This window comes from Paenibacillus sp. FW507-14B1B, assembly GCF_058781425.1.
Genome location: NZ_JBYSWS010000002.1, coordinates 1,230,005 through 1,254,744, shown reverse-complemented (window position 1 = coordinate 1,254,744; position 24,740 = coordinate 1,230,005). Strand labels below are relative to the sequence as shown.

At 44.6% G+C, this 24,740-nt stretch carries 25 protein-coding genes and 1 riboswitch; of the genes, 19 read left to right on the top strand and 6 right to left on the bottom strand.

Going from position 1 to position 24,740, the window contains the following annotated elements; all coding sequences use genetic code 11:
* Positions 1-100: 100 nt before the first annotated feature.
* Complete coding sequence (locus tag AC3WJJ_RS14395) at positions 101-688, bottom strand: GNAT family N-acetyltransferase (RefSeq protein ID WP_422658053.1); 588 nt, start codon at positions 686-688, stop codon at positions 101-103.
* A 225-nt stretch (positions 689-913) separates the two neighbouring features.
* Here AC3WJJ_RS14395 and AC3WJJ_RS14390 point away from each other — a divergent pair, with 225 nt between their 5' ends.
* The 4 genes from AC3WJJ_RS14390 to AC3WJJ_RS14375 all read left to right on the top strand — a co-directional run bounded on the left by AC3WJJ_RS14390 (position 914) and on the right by AC3WJJ_RS14375 (position 4,452).
* Positions 914-2,182 carry a serpin family protein gene (locus tag AC3WJJ_RS14390; RefSeq protein WP_492541591.1) on the top strand — a complete coding sequence of 423 codons (1,269 nt, stop codon included), beginning with the start codon at positions 914-916 and terminating at the stop codon, positions 2,180-2,182.
* Positions 2,183-2,296: 114 nt separating this feature from the next.
* The gene (locus AC3WJJ_RS14385) at positions 2,297-3,328 is read left to right on the top strand and encodes a TIR domain-containing protein (protein ID WP_492542059.1); all 1,032 of its coding nucleotides are present in this window, start codon (positions 2,297-2,299) and stop codon (positions 3,326-3,328) included.
* Complete coding sequence (locus AC3WJJ_RS14380) at positions 3,325-3,555, top strand: hypothetical protein (protein WP_422658051.1); 231 nt, start codon at positions 3,325-3,327, stop codon at positions 3,553-3,555. Before AC3WJJ_RS14385 ends, AC3WJJ_RS14380 begins: the two co-directional genes overlap by 4 nt.
* Before the next feature lie 123 nt (positions 3,556-3,678).
* Positions 3,679-4,452: an MBL fold metallo-hydrolase gene (locus AC3WJJ_RS14375; RefSeq protein WP_492541589.1), complete on the top strand. Its 774-nt coding sequence runs from the start codon at positions 3,679-3,681 to the stop codon at positions 4,450-4,452.
* 120 nt (positions 4,453-4,572) lie between these two features.
* On the opposite strand, the gene AC3WJJ_RS14370 is transcribed toward AC3WJJ_RS14375, so the two are convergent.
* Entirely contained in the window at positions 4,573-5,379 is an 807-nt protein-coding gene (locus AC3WJJ_RS14370; RefSeq protein ID WP_492541587.1) for a Cof-type HAD-IIB family hydrolase, read from the bottom strand.
* Positions 5,380-5,437: 58 nt separating this feature from the next.
* Entirely contained in the window at positions 5,438-6,340 is a 903-nt protein-coding gene (locus tag AC3WJJ_RS14365) for a DMT family transporter (RefSeq protein ID WP_492541584.1), read from the bottom strand.
* A 250-nt stretch (positions 6,341-6,590) separates the two neighbouring features.
* On the opposite strand from AC3WJJ_RS14365, the gene AC3WJJ_RS14360 reads away from it, so the two are divergent.
* Positions 6,591-7,304, top strand: a complete 714-nt coding sequence (locus AC3WJJ_RS14360; protein ID WP_422658047.1) for a metal-dependent hydrolase — start codon at positions 6,591-6,593, stop codon at positions 7,302-7,304.
* Between the two features lie 83 nt (positions 7,305-7,387).
* Here the strand turns inward: AC3WJJ_RS14360 and lplA are convergent, their stop codons facing one another.
* Positions 7,388-8,398: a lipoate--protein ligase gene (lplA, locus tag AC3WJJ_RS14355; protein ID WP_492541582.1), complete on the bottom strand. Its 1,011-nt coding sequence runs from the start codon at positions 8,396-8,398 to the stop codon at positions 7,388-7,390.
* A gap of 246 nt (positions 8,399-8,644) precedes the next feature.
* Positions 8,645-8,855: riboswitch (cobalamin riboswitch) on the top strand.
* A 270-nt stretch (positions 8,856-9,125) separates the two neighbouring features.
* Between lplA and AC3WJJ_RS14350 the strand changes: the two genes are divergently transcribed.
* From AC3WJJ_RS14350 to AC3WJJ_RS14335, 4 genes are all read left to right on the top strand, one after another.
* Entirely contained in the window at positions 9,126-10,172 is a 1,047-nt protein-coding gene (locus tag AC3WJJ_RS14350) for a FecCD family ABC transporter permease (protein ID WP_492542057.1), read from the top strand.
* Entirely contained in the window at positions 10,169-10,960 is a 792-nt protein-coding gene (locus AC3WJJ_RS14345; protein ID WP_492541581.1) for an ABC transporter ATP-binding protein, read from the top strand. The genes AC3WJJ_RS14350 and AC3WJJ_RS14345 overlap by 4 nt, the downstream gene beginning before the upstream one ends.
* Before the next feature lie 253 nt (positions 10,961-11,213).
* Entirely contained in the window at positions 11,214-12,587 is a 1,374-nt protein-coding gene (locus AC3WJJ_RS14340) for an L-cystine transporter (RefSeq protein WP_492542055.1), read from the top strand.
* A gap of 141 nt (positions 12,588-12,728) precedes the next feature.
* The gene (locus AC3WJJ_RS14335; RefSeq protein WP_492541579.1) at positions 12,729-13,472 is read left to right on the top strand and encodes a DUF4184 family protein; all 744 of its coding nucleotides are present in this window, start codon (positions 12,729-12,731) and stop codon (positions 13,470-13,472) included.
* 83 nt (positions 13,473-13,555) lie between these two features.
* Here the strand turns inward: AC3WJJ_RS14335 and AC3WJJ_RS14330 are convergent, their stop codons facing one another.
* Positions 13,556-14,644, bottom strand: a complete 1,089-nt coding sequence (locus tag AC3WJJ_RS14330) for a M24 family metallopeptidase (RefSeq protein ID WP_492541577.1) — start codon at positions 14,642-14,644, stop codon at positions 13,556-13,558.
* 168 nt (positions 14,645-14,812) lie between these two features.
* Here AC3WJJ_RS14330 and AC3WJJ_RS14325 point away from each other — a divergent pair, with 168 nt between their 5' ends.
* The 6 genes from AC3WJJ_RS14325 (at position 14,813) to AC3WJJ_RS14300 (ending at position 19,052) form a co-directional block, all read left to right on the top strand.
* The gene (locus AC3WJJ_RS14325; RefSeq protein ID WP_492541575.1) at positions 14,813-15,334 is read left to right on the top strand and encodes a DUF2569 domain-containing protein; all 522 of its coding nucleotides are present in this window, start codon (positions 14,813-14,815) and stop codon (positions 15,332-15,334) included.
* Positions 15,335-15,432: 98 nt separating this feature from the next.
* A complete protein-coding gene (locus tag AC3WJJ_RS14320) occupies positions 15,433-15,942 on the top strand; it encodes a GNAT family N-acetyltransferase (protein ID WP_492541573.1) in 510 nt (169 codons plus the stop codon).
* Positions 15,943-16,172: 230 nt separating this feature from the next.
* Positions 16,173-17,096, top strand: coding sequence for an AEC family transporter (locus tag AC3WJJ_RS14315; RefSeq protein ID WP_492541572.1), 924 nt, complete (start codon positions 16,173-16,175; stop codon positions 17,094-17,096).
* Positions 17,097-17,216: 120 nt separating this feature from the next.
* Entirely contained in the window at positions 17,217-17,384 is a 168-nt protein-coding gene (locus tag AC3WJJ_RS14310; RefSeq protein ID WP_422658039.1) for a hypothetical protein, read from the top strand.
* 172 nt (positions 17,385-17,556) lie between these two features.
* Positions 17,557-17,997, top strand: a complete 441-nt coding sequence (locus AC3WJJ_RS14305) for an Rrf2 family transcriptional regulator (RefSeq protein ID WP_492541570.1) — start codon at positions 17,557-17,559, stop codon at positions 17,995-17,997.
* Positions 17,998-18,182: 185 nt separating this feature from the next.
* On the top strand, positions 18,183-19,052 hold the full coding sequence (locus tag AC3WJJ_RS14300) for a VOC family protein (protein ID WP_492541568.1): 870 nt from the start codon (positions 18,183-18,185) through the stop codon (positions 19,050-19,052).
* 117 nt (positions 19,053-19,169) lie between these two features.
* Here the strand turns inward: AC3WJJ_RS14300 and AC3WJJ_RS14295 are convergent, their stop codons facing one another.
* Positions 19,170-19,688, bottom strand: a complete 519-nt coding sequence (locus tag AC3WJJ_RS14295) for a hypothetical protein (RefSeq protein ID WP_492541566.1) — start codon at positions 19,686-19,688, stop codon at positions 19,170-19,172.
* Between the two features lie 213 nt (positions 19,689-19,901).
* On the opposite strand from AC3WJJ_RS14295, the gene AC3WJJ_RS14290 reads away from it, so the two are divergent.
* From AC3WJJ_RS14290 to AC3WJJ_RS14275, 4 genes are all read left to right on the top strand, one after another.
* Positions 19,902-20,531 (top strand): ArsR/SmtB family transcription factor, encoded by a 630-nt coding sequence (locus AC3WJJ_RS14290; RefSeq protein ID WP_492541564.1) that lies wholly within the window; start codon positions 19,902-19,904, stop codon positions 20,529-20,531.
* A gap of 16 nt (positions 20,532-20,547) precedes the next feature.
* The gene (locus tag AC3WJJ_RS14285; protein ID WP_492541562.1) at positions 20,548-21,348 is read left to right on the top strand and encodes an MBL fold metallo-hydrolase; all 801 of its coding nucleotides are present in this window, start codon (positions 20,548-20,550) and stop codon (positions 21,346-21,348) included.
* A 288-nt stretch (positions 21,349-21,636) separates the two neighbouring features.
* The gene (locus tag AC3WJJ_RS14280) at positions 21,637-23,145 is read left to right on the top strand and encodes a sulfatase family protein (RefSeq protein WP_492541560.1); all 1,509 of its coding nucleotides are present in this window, start codon (positions 21,637-21,639) and stop codon (positions 23,143-23,145) included.
* Between the two features lie 54 nt (positions 23,146-23,199).
* On the top strand, positions 23,200-24,699 hold the full coding sequence (locus AC3WJJ_RS14275) for an arylsulfatase (RefSeq protein ID WP_492541558.1): 1,500 nt from the start codon (positions 23,200-23,202) through the stop codon (positions 24,697-24,699).
* The last annotated feature ends 41 nt before the right edge of the window (positions 24,700-24,740 follow it).

Sequence of the window (24,740 nt, the reverse complement as noted above, 5' to 3'; positions counted from 1 at the left end):
AGGTGTCAATATAATTTTGGATAAATAGGTAAAAACCTTATTCCAGTTGAAAACTGAAATAAGGTTCCTTGTGTAAGTCTGAGGTATAAAGAATAATGATTTAGCTCGTTGGAGAGAAGCATGGCGTGACTACTCCTTGAGCTTCCCACTCTTCTCTGGTCATTCCCATTCGGATCGAATCGTAGTAGACGCCTTCGTAATAACGACACTTCCGCATACGGCCTTCAAGCTGCATACCGACCTTCTCTGCACAGCGAATCATTCTTGGATTACCTGACCAGGTGGTGATACCAACTCTTGCGATGGTGAGATTCTGGAACAGAAAACCTACCCATAAGGAGAGAGCTTCGGTACCGTAACCACCACTCCAATAGTCGGGGGAATAGATGACGATTCCAGCTTCCAGCCATCGGGTAGCTTGATTCTCCCAGTAATAAGTAACCATTCCGATAATCTGTCCATCAGCCTCAATAAGCAGATCATCCGGCAGATCATCAGAATGGAGGTCCGCTCCCCAACGTTCTACGAATTGAGCGTATGTTCTGGACTCCAATGGGAAGTAAGGAGCATCATACTTTTTCCATTCCGGCTGCTCGCATCCGTAAATCAGATCATAGAGTATGGGGAAATCATCCACCGTACGTGTCCGCAAAGATATCCGATTCCCGTTTAACATTAGTTGTTTCATGATGTTTGAAAACGCCCCTTATATAATCAAATGATAAATATGATTGTTTCTTAACTTCTTCATTCGGATGGAGCATCCCTTTAAAGAGGTGCTAAGTATGAAGAAATTTATATCTAGTGGAAAAAATTTCAGGTAAGAGGCAACTTCCTTAAAATGTATAACGTTTATCAATAAGATAGCTATAATTACAGATTATGGTGTGAGTAGGAGAGGAGAAGTAATTTCATGAATAAGAAGTGGATGATCGTTGTCTTGGGTTTGACACTCGTTGCTACGGCCTGTGGAAGTCATGGATTAACGGATAAACAGCAAGAACAAAAGAAGACAGATGAGCAAGCACTAGATCCGAAGGAGAGGAAAGCGATTCTTGGTAAGCTCGACCCCAAAATTGTAGAAGCAGAGAATGCATTTGGTCTTCGTATTCACCAAGCATTATCTAAGCTGGAGACGGGAGAGAATGTTCTTATATCTCCGTACAGTTTATCTACGGGACTGGCCTTGGCTTATAACGGAAGTGCAGGGGAAACGGCACAGCAAATGCAAACGGTGCTTGGATGGAATGACATGGGGCTTAAACAGGTGAATGCAGCGAACAGTCAGCTTCGGTCCATTTTAGAGCACGGAGGTGGGGTCACGCTTAATATTGCTAACTCTGTGTGGATTCAGAATGATTTTGTCATGAAAGAATCTTATCTGAATACGGTCAAAGATGGATATGGAGCAGAGGTTAAAGCCGCGGATCTAGGTAAGCAAGAATCTGTTAAAATCATGAATAACTGGGTGAGCGAGAAGACCAATGGCATGATTAAGGAAGTATACAGTAAACCACAGGATGCAAAGGCGATTCTCATCAATGCCGTCTATTTCAACGGAGGTTGGATGGATGAATTCAACCCCAAATTAACGGAAGATAGAGATTTTACGTTAGCAGATGGCACGGTGAAGAAGGTTCCTATGATGAAACAGGAACAGGGATTTGGATACAAGGAAAGCGATACGTGGCAAGCGGTACGTCTTCCTTATGGGGATGGACGAATGCATATGCTGGTTGTTGTTCCAAGCAAGGATTCCTCCCTAGAGGAGCTTCATAAACAACTGTGGCAGGACCCTTCCGTATGGAGGAGCGACTATGAGTTCGAAACGATCAAGCTGGAGCTACCTAGATTCAAAGCCGAGCTATCCGATAAATTGTCGGACAAATTGATCGATATCTTGAAGAATGCCGGGATGAAGAATGCTTTTCTTCAGGAAAAGGCTGATTTCAGCGCCATGGCTGAAACCCCATTATATATCCGAAGTATCGGGCATAAAGTGGTAGTGGATGTAAATGAGGAGGGCACAGAAGCGGCTGCGGTAACATCGATTGCAATGCCGACTGGTGCGCCAGAGCCTACAAAGCCTGTTGTGATGACGGTGGATCGTCCGTTTTTCTTCGCGATTGAAGATCGGGATACTGGAGCGTTTCTATTCATGGGGTCGATTATGAATCCGTAGCATATAATACATGATCAAATGTTTCCCATAAATTAGGTAACTTTGTTATAATGGTCGAATAATAACCTCTAATAATTTGTAAATTGAACAACAAGGGGAGTATATGATGTGCCTATATCCATTACGAAGCCGAATTTATTCATTGGATCATCTAGAGAAGCCATCAAGTATGCTCGTGCTATTCACGAACAGCTGAAGAGAACAGCTCAGGTAACACCGTGGTATGGCGGAACATTTGGAGCGAACAGCTATACGATGGAAGCGCTGGAGCGACAGCTTGAACATAGCGATTTTGGTGTGTTCGTATTTTCGCCCGACGACGTGGCTTTAATTCGTGGGAAGCATGTATTTGTTACGAGGGATAATACATTATTCGAGATGGGCCTGTTCTGGGGAAGACTGGGAAGGCGAAGGGTATTCTGTATCGTCCCCGATCATGTGGAGCCTGACGATCAACAGATTCAGGATGTGACGATAAAGGATTATCATCTTTTGTCAGATCTTCAAGGACTTACACTTTTGGAATATGAGCTACGTACGGATGAGGACTATAAGTCAGCGGTCGATGTCGCTTGCGGGCATATTATGAACGCTATTGAAACGGAATTATTTTATGATAATCCTGCGGAAATCATAGAGCAGAAGGAAGCGGAACTGAAGCGTAAGCAGAGTGTACTTCACTTTTTCTGGGAATATAATCGTAATGTGAACGTTACAGATCAGTCTGAGAAATACCATGCTTTAAGCGAAGCTGTGCGTAACTCGTTGCTACCACCTACACGAGGAGACTTTCGGGTAACGGGGGCCGCATTTTGGAAGAAATCTGGGAATGATGGAATCGCTCAGATTGGGGGTAATGTAGGAAGAGGACGTTTCTTTCCATTTCAAGGAAATGAGAGCAATAGTGGCACGCAGCAATCAATTTACGTGATAGACGTCTATAACAGTGGAAAATGGGCATTTTATCATGAAGAGGAAGTTGCACAGGTGTATGTGTTCTGCTATCCTTTAGGTGTAAACCATGTGTTATCGGTTCATTTTACGGGACATCAAACCCTGTTAGATGAAGAGCTTGGTGAGGTTGTTGAGCATAATCGTGAACTGCTTCGTACCATCAGACACTTAGTTGGAGGGGATTCAATATGAGCAGGAATGAGAAAAGGAAGAATATTGGTAATGCTGGATCCCAGAACGGTCATTGGGTGGTTCGAGGAAGTATTCCGATGGCGGGGGCTTTGAAGCCGCGTGAGCGTTCTGTAAAGCGTCAGACGAAACCAAGTATTTATATCGGACCTTCCGTGGAAGGTACGGACAAGAAGTATGTGAAAGTCATTAGCGGTGTCGTTGATGACAAGAAGCCATCATTCGCTTAATTGGTTATTAAGGAGCCGGATATCCGGCGTAATATATAATGAAAGATAGCCGCTTGGCAGGTTGCCGGGCGGTTTTTTTGGAGATATACCGCTTCACTTGGGATAAGGAGACTAGAGAACAGCATGGATACTTTAACTTTTTTAGGCACAGGAGATGCCATGGGGGTTCCGCGAGTATATTGCGATTGTAAGGTATGCAGCGAGGCACGTACTACAGGGAAGAATAGACGTCTGCGTTCCTCGGCGATGGTGAAGGATGGACAGGATTTATTCGTGATCGACTGTGGCCCCGACTGGCGTCATATGATGGAGGAGCACGGGATGCGGCAAGTTCAGCATATGCTAATTACCCATGCGCATTTCGATCATATTGGCGGCTTGCCGGAATGGGCTGACGCTAATAGATGGCTTGGATGTAAAGGCTATCTGTATGCACCACGCGAAGTGCTGGAGCAGATACAGCGGCAGTATCCTTGGTTATCTGGCCATATGGAGATGATCGAAACCGATTCCGGTATTACACTCTGTGGCTGGAGTATTACCTGCTGGAAGGTCAATCATGGAAAGAATGGCTATTCATATGCCTATCGTCTGGAGAAGAACGGTTATGCGTGGGCATATAATTCAGATTCAATTGCTCTAAACGAAGCTGAGAAGAAGCCCCTTCACGGTCTTGATCTACTCGTGCTTGGTACGAGTTTTGTTCATGAGACTGCAGAATTCTCTACTCGTTCTGTATATGACATGAAGGAGGCGGCAGAGTTACTGATGGAAGTGAAACCGCAGCGTACGATCTATACCCATATGTCACATGATGTGGATGTCACTAAGGACCTAGACCTTCCTCTTCAAACCAAGTTGGCTGTTTCGGGTATGAATGTGAAACTAGGGCATTAGATTGATTGGTGAACAGGGACAGCTATGATACGTTAATTCTCATTATAAAGTATGGCGAAAAATAACCCGATCCTAAACATTTAAGTTTGGGATCGGGTTATTTTTTATGCATATAAGTTGTTATTCTGCATTCAACACAAATTTCTCAAGAGCATGTTTAACGCCATCTTCATTATTGCCAAGCGTGACGTAGTCTGCGATCTTTTTGAGTGGCTCAATGGCATTACCCATGGCGATACCAAGTCCTGCACACTCGAGCATTTCATGGTCGTTCCAAGAGTCCCCAATAGCAATGGTTTCCTCCAAAGTACAGCCGAAGTGATTCGCAAGGAATGTCAATGCATGGCCCTTCGTTCCTTCTTTATGCATGAACTCCAGGAAATGTGGTTTGGACTTTGTAATATGCATCTGATCGCCAAGCATCTCTTGGAATACCGGGATCAGTTCATCGAGATATGCAGGATCATCGATAATGAGCATTTTAGGTGTAGGCTGTTCAATCAATTTCATAAAATCAGGCTCGATATAATATGGAGCGCGGTTGAGTGCACAATAATCGATCAGCTTTTGATTCTCTTCCTGGGCGTAGATTTTATCACCGACATAAGTTTGAAGATGTAGATTATGTTCCATGCAGAACTCAAACAGTTTCTTCGCACCATCAATAGGAACGTAGCGCTCGTATAGAACCTTCTCGTCGAGCAAGTTTTTAATGAGGGCACCTTGATAAGTAATAATGGGTACATTAAGTCCGGTCTGGCGGGCAATCGCTTGAGCAGATGTATAAGCACGACCTGTTGCTAGTGTGACAACAACATCTTTAGCGACAGCTTGTTCGAGTGCTTGCTGAACGCCGGGCGTTACCTCTTTATCATCGTTGATTAGTGTGTCATCGATGTCGATCGCAATCAGTTTGTAGGTAGTCATGGATTTCTCTCCTTTTGTCCTATCTATCATATCTATTTTTTCTATCTTTATTATGCTTCTATTGTACCTGATGTGGCGCGGATTTCAATTCGGCCATAAGCATACCTCCCAAAATAAGCACACATCCTAAGCCGCCGGCTAAGCCCAGCACTTCTCCAGCAAATAGAATACCAGTTAAAGCAGCAAAAACGGGTTCTGTTGCATATATAATGGCCACCCGAGAAGGTGTAGTATATTTCTGACAAACGGTCTGGATCCAGAAAGCGAATGCACTTGTAGGACCGATGGATACGAGAAGGGCGATCAAGACTTCGGGCTGGACTAATTTATCCATTAAGGTAGCAGGATTTCCCGCATCCTCCATGATGAGTGATGCGATCAAGCTCAGAATACCAACCACTGTCATCTGTAGTGCTGCTAATGGCAGCGAAGGGTATTTAGAAGCATAAAGACCGGTGTAACCGATATGAAGAGCAAATCCAATGGCACAGATTAGGACTAGAATATCTCCTATGTTCCAGCTCATCTCTGATCCTGCAAAGGTAAGTAAATACAGGCCAGCAGCTGCAAGCAGAGCGCTCACCCAAGTGAAGCGGGATATGGAGTGTTTAAGCAAGAAATAAGACAGGAAGGGAACGATGACCACGGATAGACCTGTAATAAAACCTGTGTTCGAAGTCGTTGTATACAGCAACCCAACGGTCTGAAAAGCATAGCCTATAAACAAAAAAAGACCAAGCAGACAGCTATGCAGCAGCATTCTTCGCGTGATCAATCGCCACTGACGCCGATAGAATACAGTCGTGATGAAGGCTAATAGGAGTCCTGCACCTATAAATCGGACGCTGTTAAAGGCCATCGGTGGAAGTACTCGAACAGCATGTTGCACAATCAAAAAGGTACAGCCCCACATCATGGCAACAAGGAGTAGGCTGAGATCAGCAAGACGAGAGCGGTTCAACGTTGTTCATCCTTTCGAGACAATAAAAATATGTAAATTCTTCGGTGAAATGACAAGTGAACAAATTGTATCCCATTATGAGAGAAGCGACAATACTAATGGAGTCCTATATAGTAAGGAACTTCCATCTTATCGATGAATTGCTTATTTAGTGGAAAGGGTAGACATAAAGAGGAGAATTTTGTTATACTAAAATGCCGAACGTACATTCCCTTCTAGGACACCAAGAGAATGAAAGGAAGTTATTATCATGATGGGAAGAGCCCATTTGGTTATTAGTACCGGCGTCACATTGTCGGTCATGGGGCTGACCGGAATTCCTATCACACTTCCGGCAGCAGCGGTTGCCGTCGTTAGTTCGCTTCTACCGGATATTGATGAGCCGAACTCCATATTGGTAAGAACAGCGATTCCCACAGGCCTCTTACGTGTACTTCAACTAACACTAGTTGCGGTAGCTATTTTTATTTATTTCTACGGACAGGAATATGCGCCGTGGAACTTGGCCTTGGCTGGATTAATTGCTGTTGTATCCTTTTTACCAGGGCGTACACTCCGTCATATTGTGATGTTTATGATTGGCCTTGGTCTCCTTCAATTCGGACATTCATTTAGCCCGTGGAATATCATTGCTGGTTGTGTATTAATGATCTCCACGCTGGTATCCCATCGCGGGTTGACACACTCTTTATACGCTGTTGCTGGATGGACGCTGTTGTTGTATTTCGGGACAGAAGGCTCGGCCTGGGGCGAGAGTATATGGGTTGCAGGAGGTTTATCCTATGCTCTTCACTTAGCAGCTGATATGCTAACGAATCGTGGAATACGGCTGTTGCCTCCACTGAAATTCAGAGTGAAATTTAAACTGATGAGCACCGGAAGTAAATGGGGAAATATGGTGGAGAATGTGTGCATCGTACTTACACTAGTTCTTCTCTGGTATGTATTCATAGCTTCTAAATAATCGAAATTAATGAGAAAGCCTCGCTCACAGGGAATGAGTCATTCCCTGTGAGCAAGGCTTTTCTGATGATCCAGTCATTCCGGTTATTCTTCCAGGAAGATCAAACCGATGAGATCATCCAGCTCAAGATTACCGAAGTAATGCTTTACATTAATGGAAGTAAGAAGACTTCTAACTTCACGCTCCTCGTAACGTTTGCCGCGAAGTGCATTCTCGATATCCGCTACATCGCCAACACCGAAGAAGTCACCATATATTTTGATCTCCTGGATATGCCCATCCTTTATGTTCATTCGGATGTCTATGATACCCACAGGAAATTTCTTTGCATGCTTCACATTGCTCTCTGGCGATAGGCCATAATTCCAATCCCAGTTCTGGTAACGCTCCTTGGAGATTTGGTGAATGATCTCCCAGTCTTTTTCCTCTAGTACATATTGAGGAACCTGATCAGGTTCCATACCGAAGATCGAACGCAGCAGCTCAGCGCGGAACTGTTCAATGGTCATCTCGTTTCCGTCAGCTCCGAGAAGTTCCTTGATATTGGCTACACGACTACGGACTGATTTTGTACTCTTTGATTTAAACTTCTCTGGATTCGCATTAAGTGAAGCTTGTACGTGATCCAAATCGAGATCAAACATCAGTGTTCCGTGGCTGAACATTCTTCCTCGTGTGGAGAATTGTGCATTGCCTGAAATCTTTTTCTCCCCAACTTGAAGGTCATTACGTCCGCTAAGCTCTGCAGGGACACCCATTTTTTGTAGGAAATCGATAACAGGTTGTGTGAATTTCAAGAAATTGTGAAAGGACTGCCCATCGTCTTTGGTAATAAAACTGAAGTTTAGGTTTCCTAGATCATGATATACGGCACCCCCGCCTGACAAACGTCGTACAACTTGGATGTTGTTATCACGCACATATTCTTGGTTAATTTCTTCAATTGTGTTCTGATGTTTGCCTATAATAATCGATGGTTGATTGATGTAGAAGAGCAGGTAGCTATCGTCCATCGGTAAATGTTTCAATGCGTATTCCTCAATGGCCAGATTTATGGCTGGATCATGTATTCCCTGGTTATCAATAAACAGCATTATGTACGCCTCCGTGTGGTTTCTTGTCTAATGTAATACATTTAAATCTATTGTAAACCAATGTTTGACTCTAGAGCAAAGGTTCTGTGAGCGATGGGTGATAAATGCTATGATGGGGAACGGTAACGCTTAAAATTCTATGCCAAACTGTATGATTAACTTCATATGTGAATTTCTAGGTTGTAAGCGGAGTAGATATTTCATATAATCGTCAACAGAGAAGTATGCTTGGCTAAGCAAAAAAAGAATACTCATTGCATGCGATGTCCTGGAAAGACAGTCCTAAATACAGGGCTGCTTCTGGGTTAAAAGGGAAGCCGGTTAAAATCCGGCACGGTCCCGCCACTGTGAATCAGGGATATCCTCCATAATTGCCACTGACCTAGTAAGGCTCGGGAAGGCGGAGGTATCATTTCAACCTGTAAGTCAGGAGACCTGCTTCGCATGATGAATCTGACGGTCCTTCGAGGAAAGGATTACGTTTGGCAGAACTATTTTGGACGAGTAGACTTTTATTATAAGCTCATTTTTTAGTTCATAAAGTTCATTATCTCCGAAACGTAGCCCTTGATTCTCTATGAGATCAGGGGTTTTTTATGGTGAATTATAGGGTGCCTGTCAGAGATACGAGTCATTTCGGCGCTTGCATACACGGGATAGGAGAGAAACTGATGAGAAATCGATTGAAACAATTAGTGATAGTAATCCATCCAGTACGGATAACATCATGAGTAGAAAACTTGCGGTGTACGCAGTGACAGGGCTTATTCTCTTAGTTCTTACACTCGTGGTCAGTCTTGGCATTGGTGCGGTTCATTTACCCGTTACAGAGATCGGTGCGATGCTGCTACACAAACTTCCATGGATTGGTGATTCTATCACACCGAACTGGGAGGTCGCATCGGAGCAGATTATTATGAAGGTACGTCTTCCCCGAATTTTGCTCGGCATGCTGGTTGGGTCCTCACTTGCAGTTGCTGGTGCTGCATTTCAAGGTGTTCTAAGAAATCCTCTTGCGGATCCATTCACGCTGGGTGTATCGTCCGGTTCCTCACTCGGAGCTGCGTTTCTAATCTTCTACGGACTGCAATATGCATTCGCTGGAGCTTGGACGTTGCCCTTGGTTGCTTTTCTGACGGGTATTCTTACGCTATGGATCGTACTGTTACTCGCTAGAGATAATGGAAAAATTCCGACGCATGGACTAATACTATCAGGTGTGATCATGCAGTCGTTTCTAGGTGCGGCTGTTTCATTCTTGACGGTTATGTCAAAGGATACATTAACGGATATTTTATTCTGGACCATGGGAAGCTTAAGCATGCGGGGGTGGTCGTACATAACGGTGCTATTCCCTTACTTTATTGTATGCTTTATCTTTTTGTGGAGCCGAGCACGGATGCTGAATTTGCTATCACTAGGCGAAAGACAAGCAGCCCATATGGGGCTTAATGTGGATCGCCTGAAGATGAGTGTTCTTATTGTAGCTACGCTTTTAACCGCTGCGGCAGTGTCGGTGTCCGGAGTAATAGGTTTTGTTGGACTAGTCGTACCTCATATGATTCGGCTCGTTACAGGTTCGGATTATCGAATTATTATTCCACTATCGGCACTCGGCGGGGCGATCTTCATGGTCTGGTCGGATACGGCAGCGAGAACTTTGCTAGCACCTACTGAAATTCCGATTGGGGTTGTAACCGCATTTGTGGGAGCTCCATTCTTTGGTTATTTGCTGTACCTTAATAAAAAGCAGCGTAGGGAGGGAGCCCTATGATCAAACTTCACAATGTAGGCAAGCGATATGAACGCTTGAATGCAGTATCGGAGATCGACTGGAGTGTCCGTGAAGGAGAGTGGTGGGGAATTATCGGTCCGAACGGAAGCGGTAAATCGACACTGCTGCATCTTTTGTCTGGGGTGGAAATGCCTACAACAGGTCAATTGCTGCTACATGACAGAGAAATGGCTAGTTACAGTAGAAAAGAACTGGCGCAAATGGTTGCTGTACTGCAGCAGGAAGGCCTTGCTCCGACAGATTTTACAGTACGTGAAGTCCTGGAGATGGGGCGCTTTCCATTTCAGAACTGGTTAGGACGAGAGAGAGTGGATGCTGGTCCTTTGCTGGATCGGATTATTCATAGACTGGAGCTAGACCGTTTAGAATCGAGAAGATTGGACCAGCTTAGTGGAGGACAACGTCAGCGTGCAGCCCTTGGAAAAGTAATGGCTCAGCAGCCTGCAATTCTGCTGCTGGATGAGCCAACGACATATCTGGATATACGGTACCAGTTGGAGTTTATGAATATGGTAGCAGAGTGGCGTAAAGACTCGGGCATTACTGTCATTAGCGTGCTGCATGATCTGAATTTAGCTGCACAGTTCTGTGATCAACTTCTGGTACTTCGAGATGGAAAGACTGCTGGGCAAGGGCTGCCGTCTGAAGTATTGACAGAGGATTTCATACGTGAAGTTTTTAGGGTCGATCCTGCTCTTGTTATGCACCCAGAGAATGGTGCTCCACAAGTACTCTTGACAGCTAATCGTGGAAGACCAAACGAATAGATGTATATTATTCCTCATAATAAGAGATTTTAAGACGGCAGATAGCCGTCTTTTTTGTATGCATGTAGCATACCTTTTTATAAAAAAGAGATAACAGATCGGATTTAACGGGTAATGTTTTAAGTGGGTTTGCGTTTGGAAATGAATAGTAGCAATTACTTCACCATTTTGTATTAGAAATCGATCTTTAGATTTTATGCAAAATGCATTTAAACAAGAGGAGGCATCGGGCGTGGAAACAGTCTGGATTGTCATGAATGTCCTTGTTCTTCTTCTGCTTATTGGCATATTGTACTGGATGCAGAAGAAGCACTTTTCGTTTACGAAGCGGGTATTTGCCGGCTTAGGTCTTGGTGTGCTGTTTGGCGCGATCTTACAGTTTATCTTTTCAGCAGATTCTGACGTTATTGCGAAATCATCGCAGTGGTTTAACTTGGTCGGGTACGGGTATGTACGTCTGCTGCAGATGATGGTAATTCCACTCATTATGGTATCGATTATTTCGGCAATTATGAATCTGAAGGGCGGACGAAATCTCGGTAAAATGAGTGGGCTAATCATCGCTACTCTGCTTCTGACCACGGGTATTGCGGCTTCTGTTGGAATAGCGACGACGCTTACCTTTGATTTATCAGCAGAAAATATACAAGCGGGCGCCGCAGAACATGAGCAGGGCTTGTTGCTCGAAGATAAGCTTGGAGACGTTGGAGACCAGACGCTACCCGAGCAAATTCTGGAGTTCATTCCTTCGAATCCGTTCGCGGATATGACAGGAGAACGTAAGTCTTCTACGATAGCGGTTGTTATCTTCTCCGCTTTTATTGGTGTCGCTTTGCTTGGTTTGGATCGAAAACATCCGGAGCAAGCCGAAACGTTTCGAGGTATGATCCGGGCACTGTATGCAGTTGTGATGCGGATGGTTACTTTAATCCTTCGATTGACACCATATGGAATATTGGCACTAATGGCTAAGACGATTGCAGGAACAGATCTGCAAGTCATTCTCGATCTCGTTGATTTTGTCCTGGCATCTTATGTCGCGTTAATTGTTATGTTTATAATTCATATGCTTCTCCTCCTTCTATTCGGATTTAACCCAATGGTGTATATCCGCAAGGTACTGCCAGTACTAACCTTTGCCTTTACATCCCGCTCAAGTGCGGCAGCGATTCCACTGAGTGTACAGACGCAGAACAAGAAGCTGGGGGTACAAGAAGGCATTGCGAATTTATCTGCATCCCTTGGAGCAACGATGGGACAGAACGGTTGCGCGGGTATTTACCCTGCGATGTTGGCGGTGATGATAGCACCTACAGCGGGTGTTGATCCAACGGATTGGATGTTTATACTTACCTTGATTGTAGTCGTTATGATTAGCTCCTTCGGTGTCGCTGGTGTAGGGGGAGGAGCAACCTTTGCCTCCTTGATTGTACTGTCCACTATGAATCTGCCGGTTGCTCTGGCAGGTCTGCTGATCTCCGTCGAGCCGCTGATCGACATGGGACGGACCGCACTCAATGTCAACGGATCGATGACTGCCGGTGTGATTACAGGTAAAGTCATGAAAGAAGTAGATCAGGGCGTATTTAAGGATCGTAATCAAGATATTGATATGATGCAGACGTAATATGAATAAGGACATAGCCGCACCCAGGAGGGGGCGGCTTCTTTTAATGATTAAATCTTCTTAGATGACTTATGTTAGACTTGAGGTGTCGTTGTTCGTTGTAAGAACAGTGTAATAGATTAATAGGGGTTGAAGACTCATATGCCATTAACCTTTGCGCATCCTGCCATCGTATTGCCGTTTTCGAGAAAGAGTAAATACGTTCATTTTTCCGCGCTTGTTCTAGGGAGTATGGCTCCAGATTATGAGTATTTTTTGCGAGGGCAACCTTTGGGTGAAATAGGGCATACTTTTAGTGGGTTTTTAATCCTTAATCTTCCCATGGTTGTGTTAATTTATTGTATTTATCATTTTCTCATTCATCAAACGCTTGTCAGTTACTTACCGAATGTGATTCAGGACCGTAGTACTCGGCAAGTAGACTCGAGCCGTGCTTTGAGGGTAATCGTCTTTGGCTACTCTGCGATCCTGGGAATGGTAACGCATGTCGTGTGGGATGCATTCACACATCAGAAAGGATTCATGGTTACGAGAATCCCAGCCTTAGATCACACATTCCAAATCGCCGGCTATGATATTCCGGTATATAAGCTGTTACAGCATGGAAGTACACTTGTGGGATTATCTATCATACTTGCTTACATGATTTACAGAGCTTCATCTCAAAAGAGATCTAATGTAATGGAAGTATCCCCGAAACAGAAATTGGTGTTTTGGTTTGTACTATTCTCCCTAACGATATGGATACTAGGTATCTGGTATCTCATAGATGATGTATCGATTAGGAGTTATGGCATCGCTGTTGTGCGAATCATAGATTCATCCTTGATAAGCCTGCTCATTCTATCACTGGTTATTAAATATACTGCTCTATTCCGGAAATGATTCGAAATCATAGACCCAAAAGAAGAGGCGACCGCTCCCTGTTCATCTCCGGGGAATGGTCGCCTCCTGCTGCATATGGCAGCTTAGCCCAAGACGGTAAGCTGCTTAGGGAACGAAGTTAGCACTTCTACACCGTTATCAGTTACGAAGACATCATCCTCGATCCGCACGCCTCCAACGCCTGGAACGTAAATGCCTGGCTCAATCGTGAAGACAGCACCGCTAGTAAGCAGCTCCTCGTTAAGTCCATGAATGGAAGGGTACTCATGTACATCCATACCGAGACCATGGCCTAGACGATGCAAGAATGCAGGGCCATAGCCAGCTTCGTCAATAACGGATCGAGCTGCTTTATCAATCGATCCATAAGTGACACCAGGCTTTACAGCACAGATGGCTGCTTCATTAGCCGCCAGTACCGTGTTGTAGATACGCTCCTGCTCTGAACTAATCTGTCCGACAGCAAAGGTACGGGTAATGTCTGATGCGTATCCGCCAGCGAACACGCCGAGGTCAAACATAAGCAGGTCACCTTCCGCGATCTTCCGTGATCCCGGAACGCCATGTGGCAGAGCGGTATTCGTACCCGTGAGCACCATGGTATCAAAGGAAGGGCCGTCAGCCCCTAGTTTTTTCATCAGATATTCAAGCTCGGCCACAAGCTCAATCTCTTGCATTCCGATCTTCACCTGTTTTAGACCTTGGGAGAGGACATCTTCTACTAGAGCGACCGCTCGTTTCATGATCTTGACTTCATCTTCTGATTTTCGAATTCGCATATCACGCAGTACTTGACCTGCATCTGAATAGGAATGTGCAGATAGGAAGTGTTGGAGTTGTTCATACCGAGACACCGTCAGCTGATCTTTTTCAAGAGCCATCGTTCTGATGGAGCCCTTAATCTGTTTGCGGAGCAATTCATAAGGATTATCGGTATCTTGATGCGTAACGATGTTGCTAATGGACGAAGCCGCAGCCGCTGCATCACCATCAAGTGCTGGAACGATAAGTACAGGCTCCTCTCCGTTTTGCAAGAGCAACCCAAGAAAACGTTCGTGTGGATCACTGGCAAACCCTGTTAGATAATATACATGCTTAGGATCTGTTATAAGTAAGACATCCCATCTATGTAAGGACATCGCTTGATTTAATTGATCTAATCTTGTAGTCATGATTTAATACATCCCTTTCTGCTTTGTTCGTTTTGTTCGCATGGCTATATGATATAAGCGTAGCTCGTTCATGGAGTGATGTAAAGTCAGAGTATCTTTTCGATTTACATCTGATATATAATACTTGAGGAAATAATTACAAAATATGAATAATCAAGGGGGAAGACTGTGGATCCGGATCAAGTGAAAGTTAATTCCAGACCGAATCATGCGATTACGATTGATAAGTCGTTAAAGGGACTCGGAGGCTGGCTAGGTTTTTTTCAATTTTCGCTGTATACTTCGTTGTTATTAGGCATCATAACGATAATTGTAAACATTATCCCTATTTATGGTTCGGAAGCTTGGGAAACATTGACCGATCCGTCTTCCGTTGCGTATGACCCGTTATGGAAGCCGCTTATTATTTTTGAGACGGTGGGCAATATCATTTCTATGTTGCTGATTATTCTTATCTTGGTCATGTTATATGCCAAAAAAAGTATGCTTCCAAAATTAGTTATTATCATGTTAGTCTATAATATTCTTCTAGTGGCAGTGGATTACTCATTGTTACAACAGATTTCCCTGGTTGATCAGATCGAAGACGCCAACTCAACGAAGGAAATTTCCCGATCCATATTATACGCTTGTGTCTGGATCCCGTATTTCCTCCGTTCGAAGCGGGTACGTAATACTTTTGTGAACTAATCGAAGGATAAGTAGCGCTCAAAAAAGATGAATGCGTTTCATGCCAACCTCTTGTAAAATAAGCATACAGATCACTTCACCATTCGGAGGAATATGACATGGCAATGCCTCGTTATCAGATTGATTATGCAAATAGAGAAGATTTACCGGCTATTATTGATATTTATAACTCCACTATATCTGGCAGAATGGTCACCGCTGACTTGGAGCCTGTTACGCTTGAGAGCCGCATTCCCTGGTTCGAGGACCATCGTTCAGATTCGCGGCCATTATGGGTCATGCGAGTGAACGGTCAAATTGCTGCCTGGATGAGCTTTCAATCTTTTTACGGGCGTCCTGCTTATCAGGGAACGGCTGAAATCAGTATTTATGTGGATGAACAATATCGTGGAACTGGGGCTGGAAGCATCCTGATTGAGAAAGCGTTGGAGGAATGTCCAAGGCTGAATGTAAGTAACCTAGTTGGCTTTGTTTTTGGTCATAATGAACCGAGCCTGAAACTGTTAAAGAAATTCGGGTTTGAACAGTGGGGGCTGCTTCCGCGTGTGGCTGAACTGGATGGGATCAAGCGGGATCTGGTCATTGTTGGACGTGCAATTTCTTCATAAATAGTAAGACATTAAAGGGCTATAAGTTCCTCTTTTTGATGAGAGCTTTGGTCTTTTTTTGTGCTTGCATTCGCTCTGGAATGACTTAAGAAATGAATTGATAGGTATGGGAATAGAGAGGGCCTATAACATCTATAGCTACCTTGTCTTGGACGAAATGCTAACAAATACGATACGATGGGAGAGACATAATAAGAAATTCATTCTTGGTTAAGGAGTACATAGTTCACATGATATCCTCTTTCTTCATTACACTGTACAGCGTCTTCCTTCCGATCTCTTTACCTGTTATCGCTGGAGGGTTATTGAAACGCTTCAAAGGGCTCGAGACAAAAACATTATCTGCACTTTCGCTATATGTCATGAGCCCTGCGCTCATATTTGAGACGCTGGCTAAAGCATCGGTCACCTCAGGTGATGTAGCGGTCACGATTACTTTCTGTATTCTCAACGTCATTATTCTCTGGATGCTGTGCGGGGCTGTCGGAAAAATGCTAAAGCTCTCCCAGCCCGAACGCTCAGGGCTCGGTCTAACAACCATGTTCACCAATAGCGTGAATTATGGTTTACCTTTAGTGCTACTTGCTTTCGGGCAGATGGGGCTCGACAAAGCATCCGTATATGTGATTGTGCAGATCATTATTATTAACACACTTGGTGTGTATCTGGCAGCAAGATCTCACTTCTCTGCCATAAAAGCCGTGAAGTCCGTATTTACACTTCCTTCGGTGTATGCGGCGGCACTTGCTGTCTTGATGCGAATAACGGATGCATCACTTCCGGCAGGTCTAGAGACGGGCATATCGATGCTGTCTGCTGCATATGCTCCATTAGCACTTGTCATATTAGGAGCACAGATGATGGGCGTGCAAAGTAGTGGTGAAATATCACGGGTCTCTCGCCGAGGATTTTGGTCAGGAATGGTTATGCGTATGGTTGTGGCCCCCCTTGTTGCTTGGGGTATTCTGGCTGCCTTATCGGTGGAGGGTACTTTGTTTGCCGTTATTCTAATCCTGTCAGCTATGCCTGCGGCTGTAAATGCGGTTATTCTTGCAGAGCAGTATGATGCAGCGCCGAGACTGGTCTCTATGTGTATTTTGTGGACAACACTAGCTTCATTTATCTTTCTTCCTGTACTCATTGGTGTGCTGTAAATAATCAAGTGACAGATGGCCAAGTGGGATGGTTCAATCTCCGTTGTTACGTGTAAAGATTAACAAACAGCTGAAACCGATCTCCTGCACGAAGCAGGGTGAGAAAGGGAGGTGGAAAGTATGAATTCCCGCCATAACCAAGATCATGTTGAGGTAGAAACACGTAATGTTGAGCAGCGTAATGATTCCAGCCAGGTTGCCTCTACACTCATCAAGTATGTTGCCTATTTGATTATCTTTTTCGGGTTTCTGTATTTTCTTATCAGGTATGTGTTTCCGATGTTTTAAACTCCTAGAGAAGCGGAATAAACTTCAGGCCGGGCATCTGTCCCGGCCTATTTATATTCCTTCGTATCGAGTGTTACAGTAGTGATATGAGTTGACTTCATCGGTAGATGTAACTATCATAGTTACAATCTACGAGGTAAATGAAATGATCTAGAAATGGAGGATGTTACCTTTGAATATTAGCACTCGATTCGCCGTCGCTATTCATATCCTGTCGGTACTTGAAATGAATAAGACAGGGATCAGCACATCAGAATATATCGCAGAGAGCGTCAATACCAATCCGGTAGTCATCCGAAGAATTACAGGTATGCTAAGCAAGGCTGGACTTGTAGAGGTGCGTCCAGGTGTTGCAGGAGCGAAGCTAAAGGGAGAAGCAGAGGGAATTTCGCTGCTAGACATATACCATGCTGTCCATGTCGTACAGGAAAACAATCTGTTTGCAGTACATGAGCAGCCTAATGAAAAATGTCTGGTCGGCAAACATATCCATGATGCTGTGGTACCCGTATTCTCACTCGCTCAGCATGCAATGGAGAGTGTGCTGAGTAAAGTTACCTTGCAAGACATTGTTCAAAGTATTGCGGAACAGGATTGTCGAACGGACACCTAGTTGAAAGGAAGGCAAAGAAACTTAATGACGGTTACCGTTTAGTTTTCATTGACTTTCTTTTTCTCTGTAACTATAATTATCACATACAACCTGTAACTAATTAGGTTACATGTTGATGATATTAGCGTTGATCAATCGTGTGAATAGATGAAATTTATTCGATATGAAAATGGAGAGTGATAAGTATGTCAGAAGTATTGCATCCGTCCACAGAGCTTGGACAAGTATCATTGCGTATCCGCAATCTGGCAACGTCCGTGCGATTTTATACAGAAGTCGTTGGTTTGAAAATGCTCCGTCAACAAGGGAGAGTAGCGGAACTGACAGCAGATGGTAAAACCACGCTACTTGTACTTGAAGAGGTAGAGGGTCTGAATGTACAGCCTGAACGGACGGCAGCAGGTCTGTATCACTTCGCGATTCTTGTACCAGATCGGGAGAGTCTTGGACTCGTTATTCGCAATTTAGTAGCACACAATATTCCGGTTGGGCAAGGGGATCATCTAGTGAGCGAAGCTCTTTATATTAGTGATCCGGACAATAATGGGATTGAAATTTATGTAGACCGTCCGCGTGATACTTGGAGACGGGATGCTAAAGGTGAAATTATAATGGCTACCGATCCAGTGGATGTAGAGGGTTTGCTAGCTGTATCCGAAGGCAAGGAGTGGAATGGTCTTCCGAGTGGAACGGTTATCGGGCATGTGCATTTCCATGTATCGAATCTAGATGAAGCGAAGCGATTTTACTGTGATGTTCTCGGATTTGAATTGACAGCTCATTATGGCGGCGCAGCATTGTTCATTTCAGCTGGAGGCTATCATCATCATCTCGGTTTGAATGTGTGGGCAGGAAGCGGTGTACCGAATACCCCACGTAATGCGGTAGGCATCAACTATTTTACTGTCGTTCTGCCTAATGCTGAGGAGCTTGAAGCTGTGAGTGGCAGAATTCGTGATGCAGGGCTCACACTTGAGCAGCGTGATGGGGATTATTATGTGAAAGATCCTTCGGATATTGAGGTCAGACTGACAATTCAAGCTGCGAATCGTTAAGAATCTCGGATTAGCTTTTAAAATATGGATTACAAATCGCCCTTTATCAAGCGTAGTTTCTTCAATACTTCTACGTTAATAAAGGGCGATTTATTTGTGCATTTGTTCATTACCAACTTAGGTTATATCAGCTAGTTCTTCAAGCGTTCGGATCATATATTCCACAAGGTTTGGGATGTCCGACATGTTATCTTCATTGATTTTGTGAGGGAATTTCAGTTCAATTGTATTGTTGTAAACGAGGGGGTCTTCGCTATAAACACAGCTAAGCGTCTGAACGGGCTCGACCTGTGGCTCCCAGATGACCTGCAATAGATTCGATATTCTCCGGCACTGCTCAGGGATTTTCGTAACCTTGGTGTAGAAGCGAAGTGATAAAGCACATCCTGCTTGTTCACCCGGCAATTCTAATATTTCGGCAGCTAGATCTTTCAAAAAAGCTTCAATCCGGATTTCAGCGGAAGCTCCTGTCTTTGGGACAAGATCGAACTTGAGCGTAAAAGCTCGTGACATAATAGCCATATCCATCTGGTCTGTTCGGCCCGTGACTATAATCCGCTCGTCTAGATTATCCAGATCATAGACTACATTTTCCACCGCAACCTTCAAATTTTCGAATATGGTTGGATCGAACATTCAGACACTTCCTTCTGACAGTAATGAGTAAAATCATGACATGATTGTGGATAATATACCACACCCTGTAAGGCTGAGGAAACTGCATAGCGCATTTTGTTTGTTTCATCGAGAAGATTATTCGATTGACTGGTATAAAAGTAGAGTGGTAATATGTTCCTTGACAGTAAAATAAATTTTACCGGTAAATTAATGTGAGGTGTTAAAGTGTCCATGACTGGAGTGTATTACATCAAAACTCATGAACAACTGAAGGCTATCGCAGACCCACTGCGAACCAAAATTTTAATGAATCTAGTGAAGCATGAATACACCGGTCAACAGCTGGCTGAAATGCTGGAGATTACCCGGAACAATATCTATTTTCATCTGAAAGAGCTGGAGAAGCATGAAGTAATTCAAGTCGTCAGGAAGGAAGAAAAGAACGGTATCGTTCAGAAATATTATCGTGCGGTAGCAAGCCGCTTTATTCCAGAGGATCATCTTCTTCCGAGTGAGGATTTAATCGAAACGTCCAGACAGGTGTTCATGGAAACAATAGAGACAACGAGAAAGAAGCTCATGAATGCGCCGGCCTCATCTTTTGCACTGAGTTCTAAGCATGAGACGATGAGGAAGAACCTTGCTGCTATGTATTCCCTACGAGGAAGTGAGGAGAGCTTCACCACATTCATTGAAGAGTTTAAGGCTCTAGTGGATAAACATTTTGAGAAGAAGACTGAAAATGGTGAAGCAAGCGAGATCGGGGTGAATCAGAGCTACTATGTATCACTTATCGGCTTTCCTGATGATGGTGCGGACGTAATAATTCAATCTAAAAATTCCCTTAGTACAGAATCTTGAATCGTGAGGAGTACATATGAACAACTACCCAATCGTAATTGATGATGCATGGTTTACAGTGTCCAAAATTGACAATGAGACGTTCGTAATCAGCGAATATGGCCACTGGGAGAAAGTCCATTCTTACCTGTTAATCGGGCGCGATAAGGCTGCACTTATTGATACAGGTCTTGGCATCGATCAGATCAAGCGAATGACCGATCAGCTTACCGACTTACCCATTGAGGTGCTTACGACGCATGTCCATGCAGATCATATAGGAAGTCATGGTCAATTCGAGAAAATTTATGTGCATGAAGCGGAAGAGGATTGGCTCGTAAACGGGATTCAGAAGCTGAGTATTGAGCAGATTCGAAAAGATATATCCCGGGATATTACAAGGCCGGTGCCCGATACATTCGATCCGAAAACCTATAAACCATATCAGGGACAAGGGGCGGGTCTACTCCATGATGGAGATGTTGTTGAGCTGGGAGACCGTAATCTGACGGTGTTTCATACGCCAGGTCACTCGCCGGGACATATCTCATTGTTTGATAAGAGCCGCGGTTATCTCTTCACGGGAGATCTATTATATGATGAGACGCCGGTGTATGCCTTCTATCCGACAACTGATCCGGAGGAGTTGGTGAACTCACTCGAACGAATCGCTCGGCTAAATGGAGTAAACAAAATATTTGGCGGTCATAACACCATTGGACTGGAACCCGAATTACTTCTGGAGGTGCAAGTGGCGGTTAAAGAGCTGCGGGAGCAAGATGTCATTCGTCACGGTACGGGGATTCATCGGTTTAAGGGGTTTAGTGTGCAATTTTAAATGGATAGGGAAGGGACACCTTACTTTTGCTACAACTTTAGCGAAAAGGGTGTCTCTTTTTTAGTAAAATTGAAATTTGTTCTTTTCATCTCATGATCGCACCGATATGATAAACAGGACAGGATTACTACGAAAGATAATCTATGAGTGTTTTGAAAATGCAAAAGAGACGCAATTATTTATGAAAGCGGTATCATAAATAACTTGAATTTTGTTTTCTTTTCAGGAGAGCGTGTGATACCCGCAATATGAGGGATATCCGATTTAAACAGAGGAGGTTATACGAGAGTGGCCAAAAAACCAAACATTCTGTTGATTACAAGTGACCAGCAGCACTGGAACACCATAGGTGCATCAAACAATGAAATTTCAACACCGAATCTGGATCGTCTTGCACGTGAAGGTACGGTGTTTTCGCGCGCTTACTGCCCAAATCCAACTTGTACGCCTAGCCGCTCATCCATTATTACGGGCATGTATCCAAGTCAGCATGGAGCTTGGGCGCTTGGGACCAAACTGTCCGAGAATATCCCCACAGTTGGAGAGGCCCTTCAGACCGAAGGATACCAGACTGCACTCATTGGTAAGGCGCATTTTCAACCTCTAATATCGACCGAGGAATATCCATCCGTCGAGGCGGTTCCACAGCTTCAGGATCTTGATTTTTGGCGGGATTTCACCGGACCGTTCTATGGATTCGATCATACGGAAATGCTGCGAAACCATGCTCATGAGCATTTGGTAGGTCAACATTACGCGATCTGGATGGAAGAGCAGGGATTCGATTGGAAAGCGCATTATTCAGAGCCGACAGGCAGCCTTGACCCTGCAGCAGAGCATCGCTGGTCGTTGCCAGAGGAGTATCATTACAATGCATGGATTGCTGAACGAACGAATGATTTGATGGAAGGTTACGCTGATCGCGAAGAGCCTTTTTTCCTATGGGCGAGCTTTCCCGATCCGCATCCACCATATCTGGTGCCGGAGCCTTGGGATTCCATGTATGATCCAGAGAAGCTTACTTTACCCGAGTTGCATCCCGGTGAGCATGATACGAATCCGCCGCATTTCGGTATGACACAGCTGCAGCATCCGGATTACTCTTTATATCAGGAAACTGGTAAAGGGGTCCATGGCTTATATACACACCTTATTCCCCGTGAGAAACAGCAGCAGAATATGGTGGTATATTATGGCATGATTAGCTTTATGGACAAGTATGTTGGACGAATACTAGATAAGCTTGACGAGCTCGGTCTGTCAGAGGATACGATCGTTGTTTATACGACAGATCATGGTCATTTTTTTGGTCAACATGGTTTACAGTTTAAGGGAGCGTTCCATTATGAAGACCTACTGAAGCTGCCGTTTATCGTTCGCTATCCCGGAAAGGTTCCGGCAGGGCAGACCGAATCAGCGCTGCAGTCGCTCGTCGACCTGGCACCAACATTCTTATCGTTTGCTGGTGGAAAGGTACCACGTACGATGACAGGTGTAGATCAGAGCCAGGTATGGCAGGGGAAACAATCTGCTGCAAGAAATCACATCATCTGTGAGAATCGCAACGAGCCGACCTTGATGCATGTCAAAACGTATGTCGATGAACGCTACAAGCTGACGGTGTATTACGAGCGGCCATACGGAGAGCTGTTTGATCTGCAAGACGATCCTGGTGAGCTTCGTAATCTGTGGGATGCCCCACGGTACAGTGAACTGAAAGCAAAACTTATGCATTGCTTCTTAATGGCTGAGATGGGCAAAGAGCCGATGCCAATGCCTCGTCTTCACCATGCGTAATTGTTATGAGGTTGGTGATGGAGCTTTCGTGAAGATGGTAGAGGAGGCGTGAATATGTCTATAACGCAAACACCTAATATATTGCTGATCATGACAGATCAGCAGCGATGGGATACACTGGGCTGTTATGGTAACGAAGTGATTGAAACGGCTAATCTGGATGCATTGGCTGCTGATGGTACGGTGTTCGAGAACGCTTATTCACCGTCACCGTCCTGCGTTCCGGCAAGAGCGAGTTTACTTACGGGGATGGACCCGTGGCACACTGGAATACTTGGCATGGGAGCAGGTCAAGGTCCAATGGAGAACGGATTTAAAAGTACGCTTCCCGGGGAGTTGGCAAATGCGGGATACCATACGCAGGGAATCGGAAAAATGCATTTTTACCCGCAACGCTCATTAAATGGATTTCATCATACATTGCTGGACGAGTCCGGTCGCGTGGAAGACCCCGGTTTTGTATCCGATTATAGGGCATGGTTCGACCGTAACAAGACAGGCCCCTATGATTACGTTGAGCATGGTATTCACTGGAATTCGTGGATGGCAAGGCCTTACCATGCACCCGAATACATGCATCCGACGAATTGGACCGTGACTGAGTCGCTCGAGTTTCTTAAGCGGAGAGACCCACGTAAGCCGTTCTTTCTGAAAACATCTTTCGCTAGGCCGCATTCCCCTTATGATGCACCTGAATTTTACTTCAAACTGTATGACAATAAACAGCTGCCCAAGCCGACTATTGGAGACTGGGCGGATATTCATGATAAGCCTGCAGATGCGGTAAGCCCTGTTGCATGGCGTGGTGTGCGTAAGCCCGATGAAATCCGGCGAGCTAGGGCAGGCTACTATGGTCTAATTCATCATATCGATCATCAGATTGGTCGCTTAATTCAGTACTTACAGAAAGCTGGATTGTACGGTAACACGATGATTGTCTTCTTATCCGATCACGGGGATATGCTCGGTGATCATCATCTTTGGCGCAAAACGTACGGTTACGAAGGCTCAGCTCATATTCCAATGATCGTCAAGCTTCCGAATGGTTATGGTTCGGTTAAAGCTAGGGTTGATGCGCCGGTTACAATGCAGGACATCATGCCGACAATATTGGATGTCGCTGGACTGGATATCCCGAAATCTGTGGATGGACGAAGTATGGTAGGACTGATGAGGGGTCAAGACGAAGCCGAAGGCGTTGAGAGGTGGCGTGCATTCGTTCATGGGGAACACTGCTCCTGTTATTCGGATGAACAGGAGATGCATTATCTCACAGATGGTAAGACCAAATATATTTGGTTCTCGCGCTTACACAGTGAGCAATTATTCGATCTGAGTAATGATCCGGGCGAATGCCGGAACCTAGTGGATCAGGAGGATGCTCAGCAGCTGCTACTGCAATGGAGGCAGCGGCTTGTGGACCTACTTGCGGAGCGAGATGCGGGGCTGACAAGTGGGACTGAATTGGTTAGTCAAGCTGGAAAGACATATTTGGTATCTCCATATTATAAGGAACGTGTGGATATTCAAGGGGGAAATGCACATCAACGATAGCGATGAAGCTTTATCTCTCCGGTGGGGAACAGTTAGAAATT

Excerpts from the sequence above, each read along its gene's own strand:
- AC3WJJ_RS14395 (WP_422658053.1), bottom strand. The coding sequence starts at position 688 with ATGAAACAACTAATGTTAAACGGGAATCGGATATCTTTGCGGACACGT.
- AC3WJJ_RS14390 (WP_492541591.1), top strand. The coding sequence starts at position 914 with ATGAATAAGAAGTGGATGATCGTTGTCTTGGGTTTGACACTCGTTGCT.
- AC3WJJ_RS14380 (WP_422658051.1), top strand. The coding sequence starts at position 3,325 with ATGAGCAGGAATGAGAAAAGGAAGAATATTGGTAATGCTGGATCCCAG.
- AC3WJJ_RS14375 (WP_492541589.1), top strand. The coding sequence starts at position 3,679 with ATGGATACTTTAACTTTTTTAGGCACAGGAGATGCCATGGGGGTTCCG.
- AC3WJJ_RS14370 (WP_492541587.1), bottom strand. The coding sequence starts at position 5,379 with ATGACTACCTACAAACTGATTGCGATCGACATCGATGACACACTAATC.
- AC3WJJ_RS14360 (WP_422658047.1), top strand. The coding sequence starts at position 6,591 with ATGATGGGAAGAGCCCATTTGGTTATTAGTACCGGCGTCACATTGTCG.
- lplA (WP_492541582.1), bottom strand. The coding sequence starts at position 8,398 with ATGCTGTTTATTGATAACCAGGGAATACATGATCCAGCCATAAATCTG.
- AC3WJJ_RS14350 (WP_492542057.1), top strand. The coding sequence starts at position 9,126 with ATGAGTAGAAAACTTGCGGTGTACGCAGTGACAGGGCTTATTCTCTTA.
- AC3WJJ_RS14345 (WP_492541581.1), top strand. The coding sequence starts at position 10,169 with ATGATCAAACTTCACAATGTAGGCAAGCGATATGAACGCTTGAATGCA.
- AC3WJJ_RS14340 (WP_492542055.1), top strand. The coding sequence starts at position 11,214 with ATGAATGTCCTTGTTCTTCTTCTGCTTATTGGCATATTGTACTGGATG.
- AC3WJJ_RS14335 (WP_492541579.1), top strand. The coding sequence starts at position 12,729 with ATGCCATTAACCTTTGCGCATCCTGCCATCGTATTGCCGTTTTCGAGA.
- AC3WJJ_RS14330 (WP_492541577.1), bottom strand. The coding sequence starts at position 14,644 with ATGACTACAAGATTAGATCAATTAAATCAAGCGATGTCCTTACATAGA.
- AC3WJJ_RS14320 (WP_492541573.1), top strand. The coding sequence starts at position 15,433 with ATGGCAATGCCTCGTTATCAGATTGATTATGCAAATAGAGAAGATTTA.
- AC3WJJ_RS14315 (WP_492541572.1), top strand. The coding sequence starts at position 16,173 with ATGATATCCTCTTTCTTCATTACACTGTACAGCGTCTTCCTTCCGATC.
- AC3WJJ_RS14310 (WP_422658039.1), top strand. The coding sequence starts at position 17,217 with ATGAATTCCCGCCATAACCAAGATCATGTTGAGGTAGAAACACGTAAT.
- AC3WJJ_RS14300 (WP_492541568.1), top strand. The coding sequence starts at position 18,183 with ATGTCAGAAGTATTGCATCCGTCCACAGAGCTTGGACAAGTATCATTG.
- AC3WJJ_RS14295 (WP_492541566.1), bottom strand. The coding sequence starts at position 19,688 with ATGTTCGATCCAACCATATTCGAAAATTTGAAGGTTGCGGTGGAAAAT.
- AC3WJJ_RS14290 (WP_492541564.1), top strand. The coding sequence starts at position 19,902 with ATGACTGGAGTGTATTACATCAAAACTCATGAACAACTGAAGGCTATC.
- AC3WJJ_RS14285 (WP_492541562.1), top strand. The coding sequence starts at position 20,548 with ATGAACAACTACCCAATCGTAATTGATGATGCATGGTTTACAGTGTCC.
- AC3WJJ_RS14275 (WP_492541558.1), top strand. The coding sequence starts at position 23,200 with ATGTCTATAACGCAAACACCTAATATATTGCTGATCATGACAGATCAG.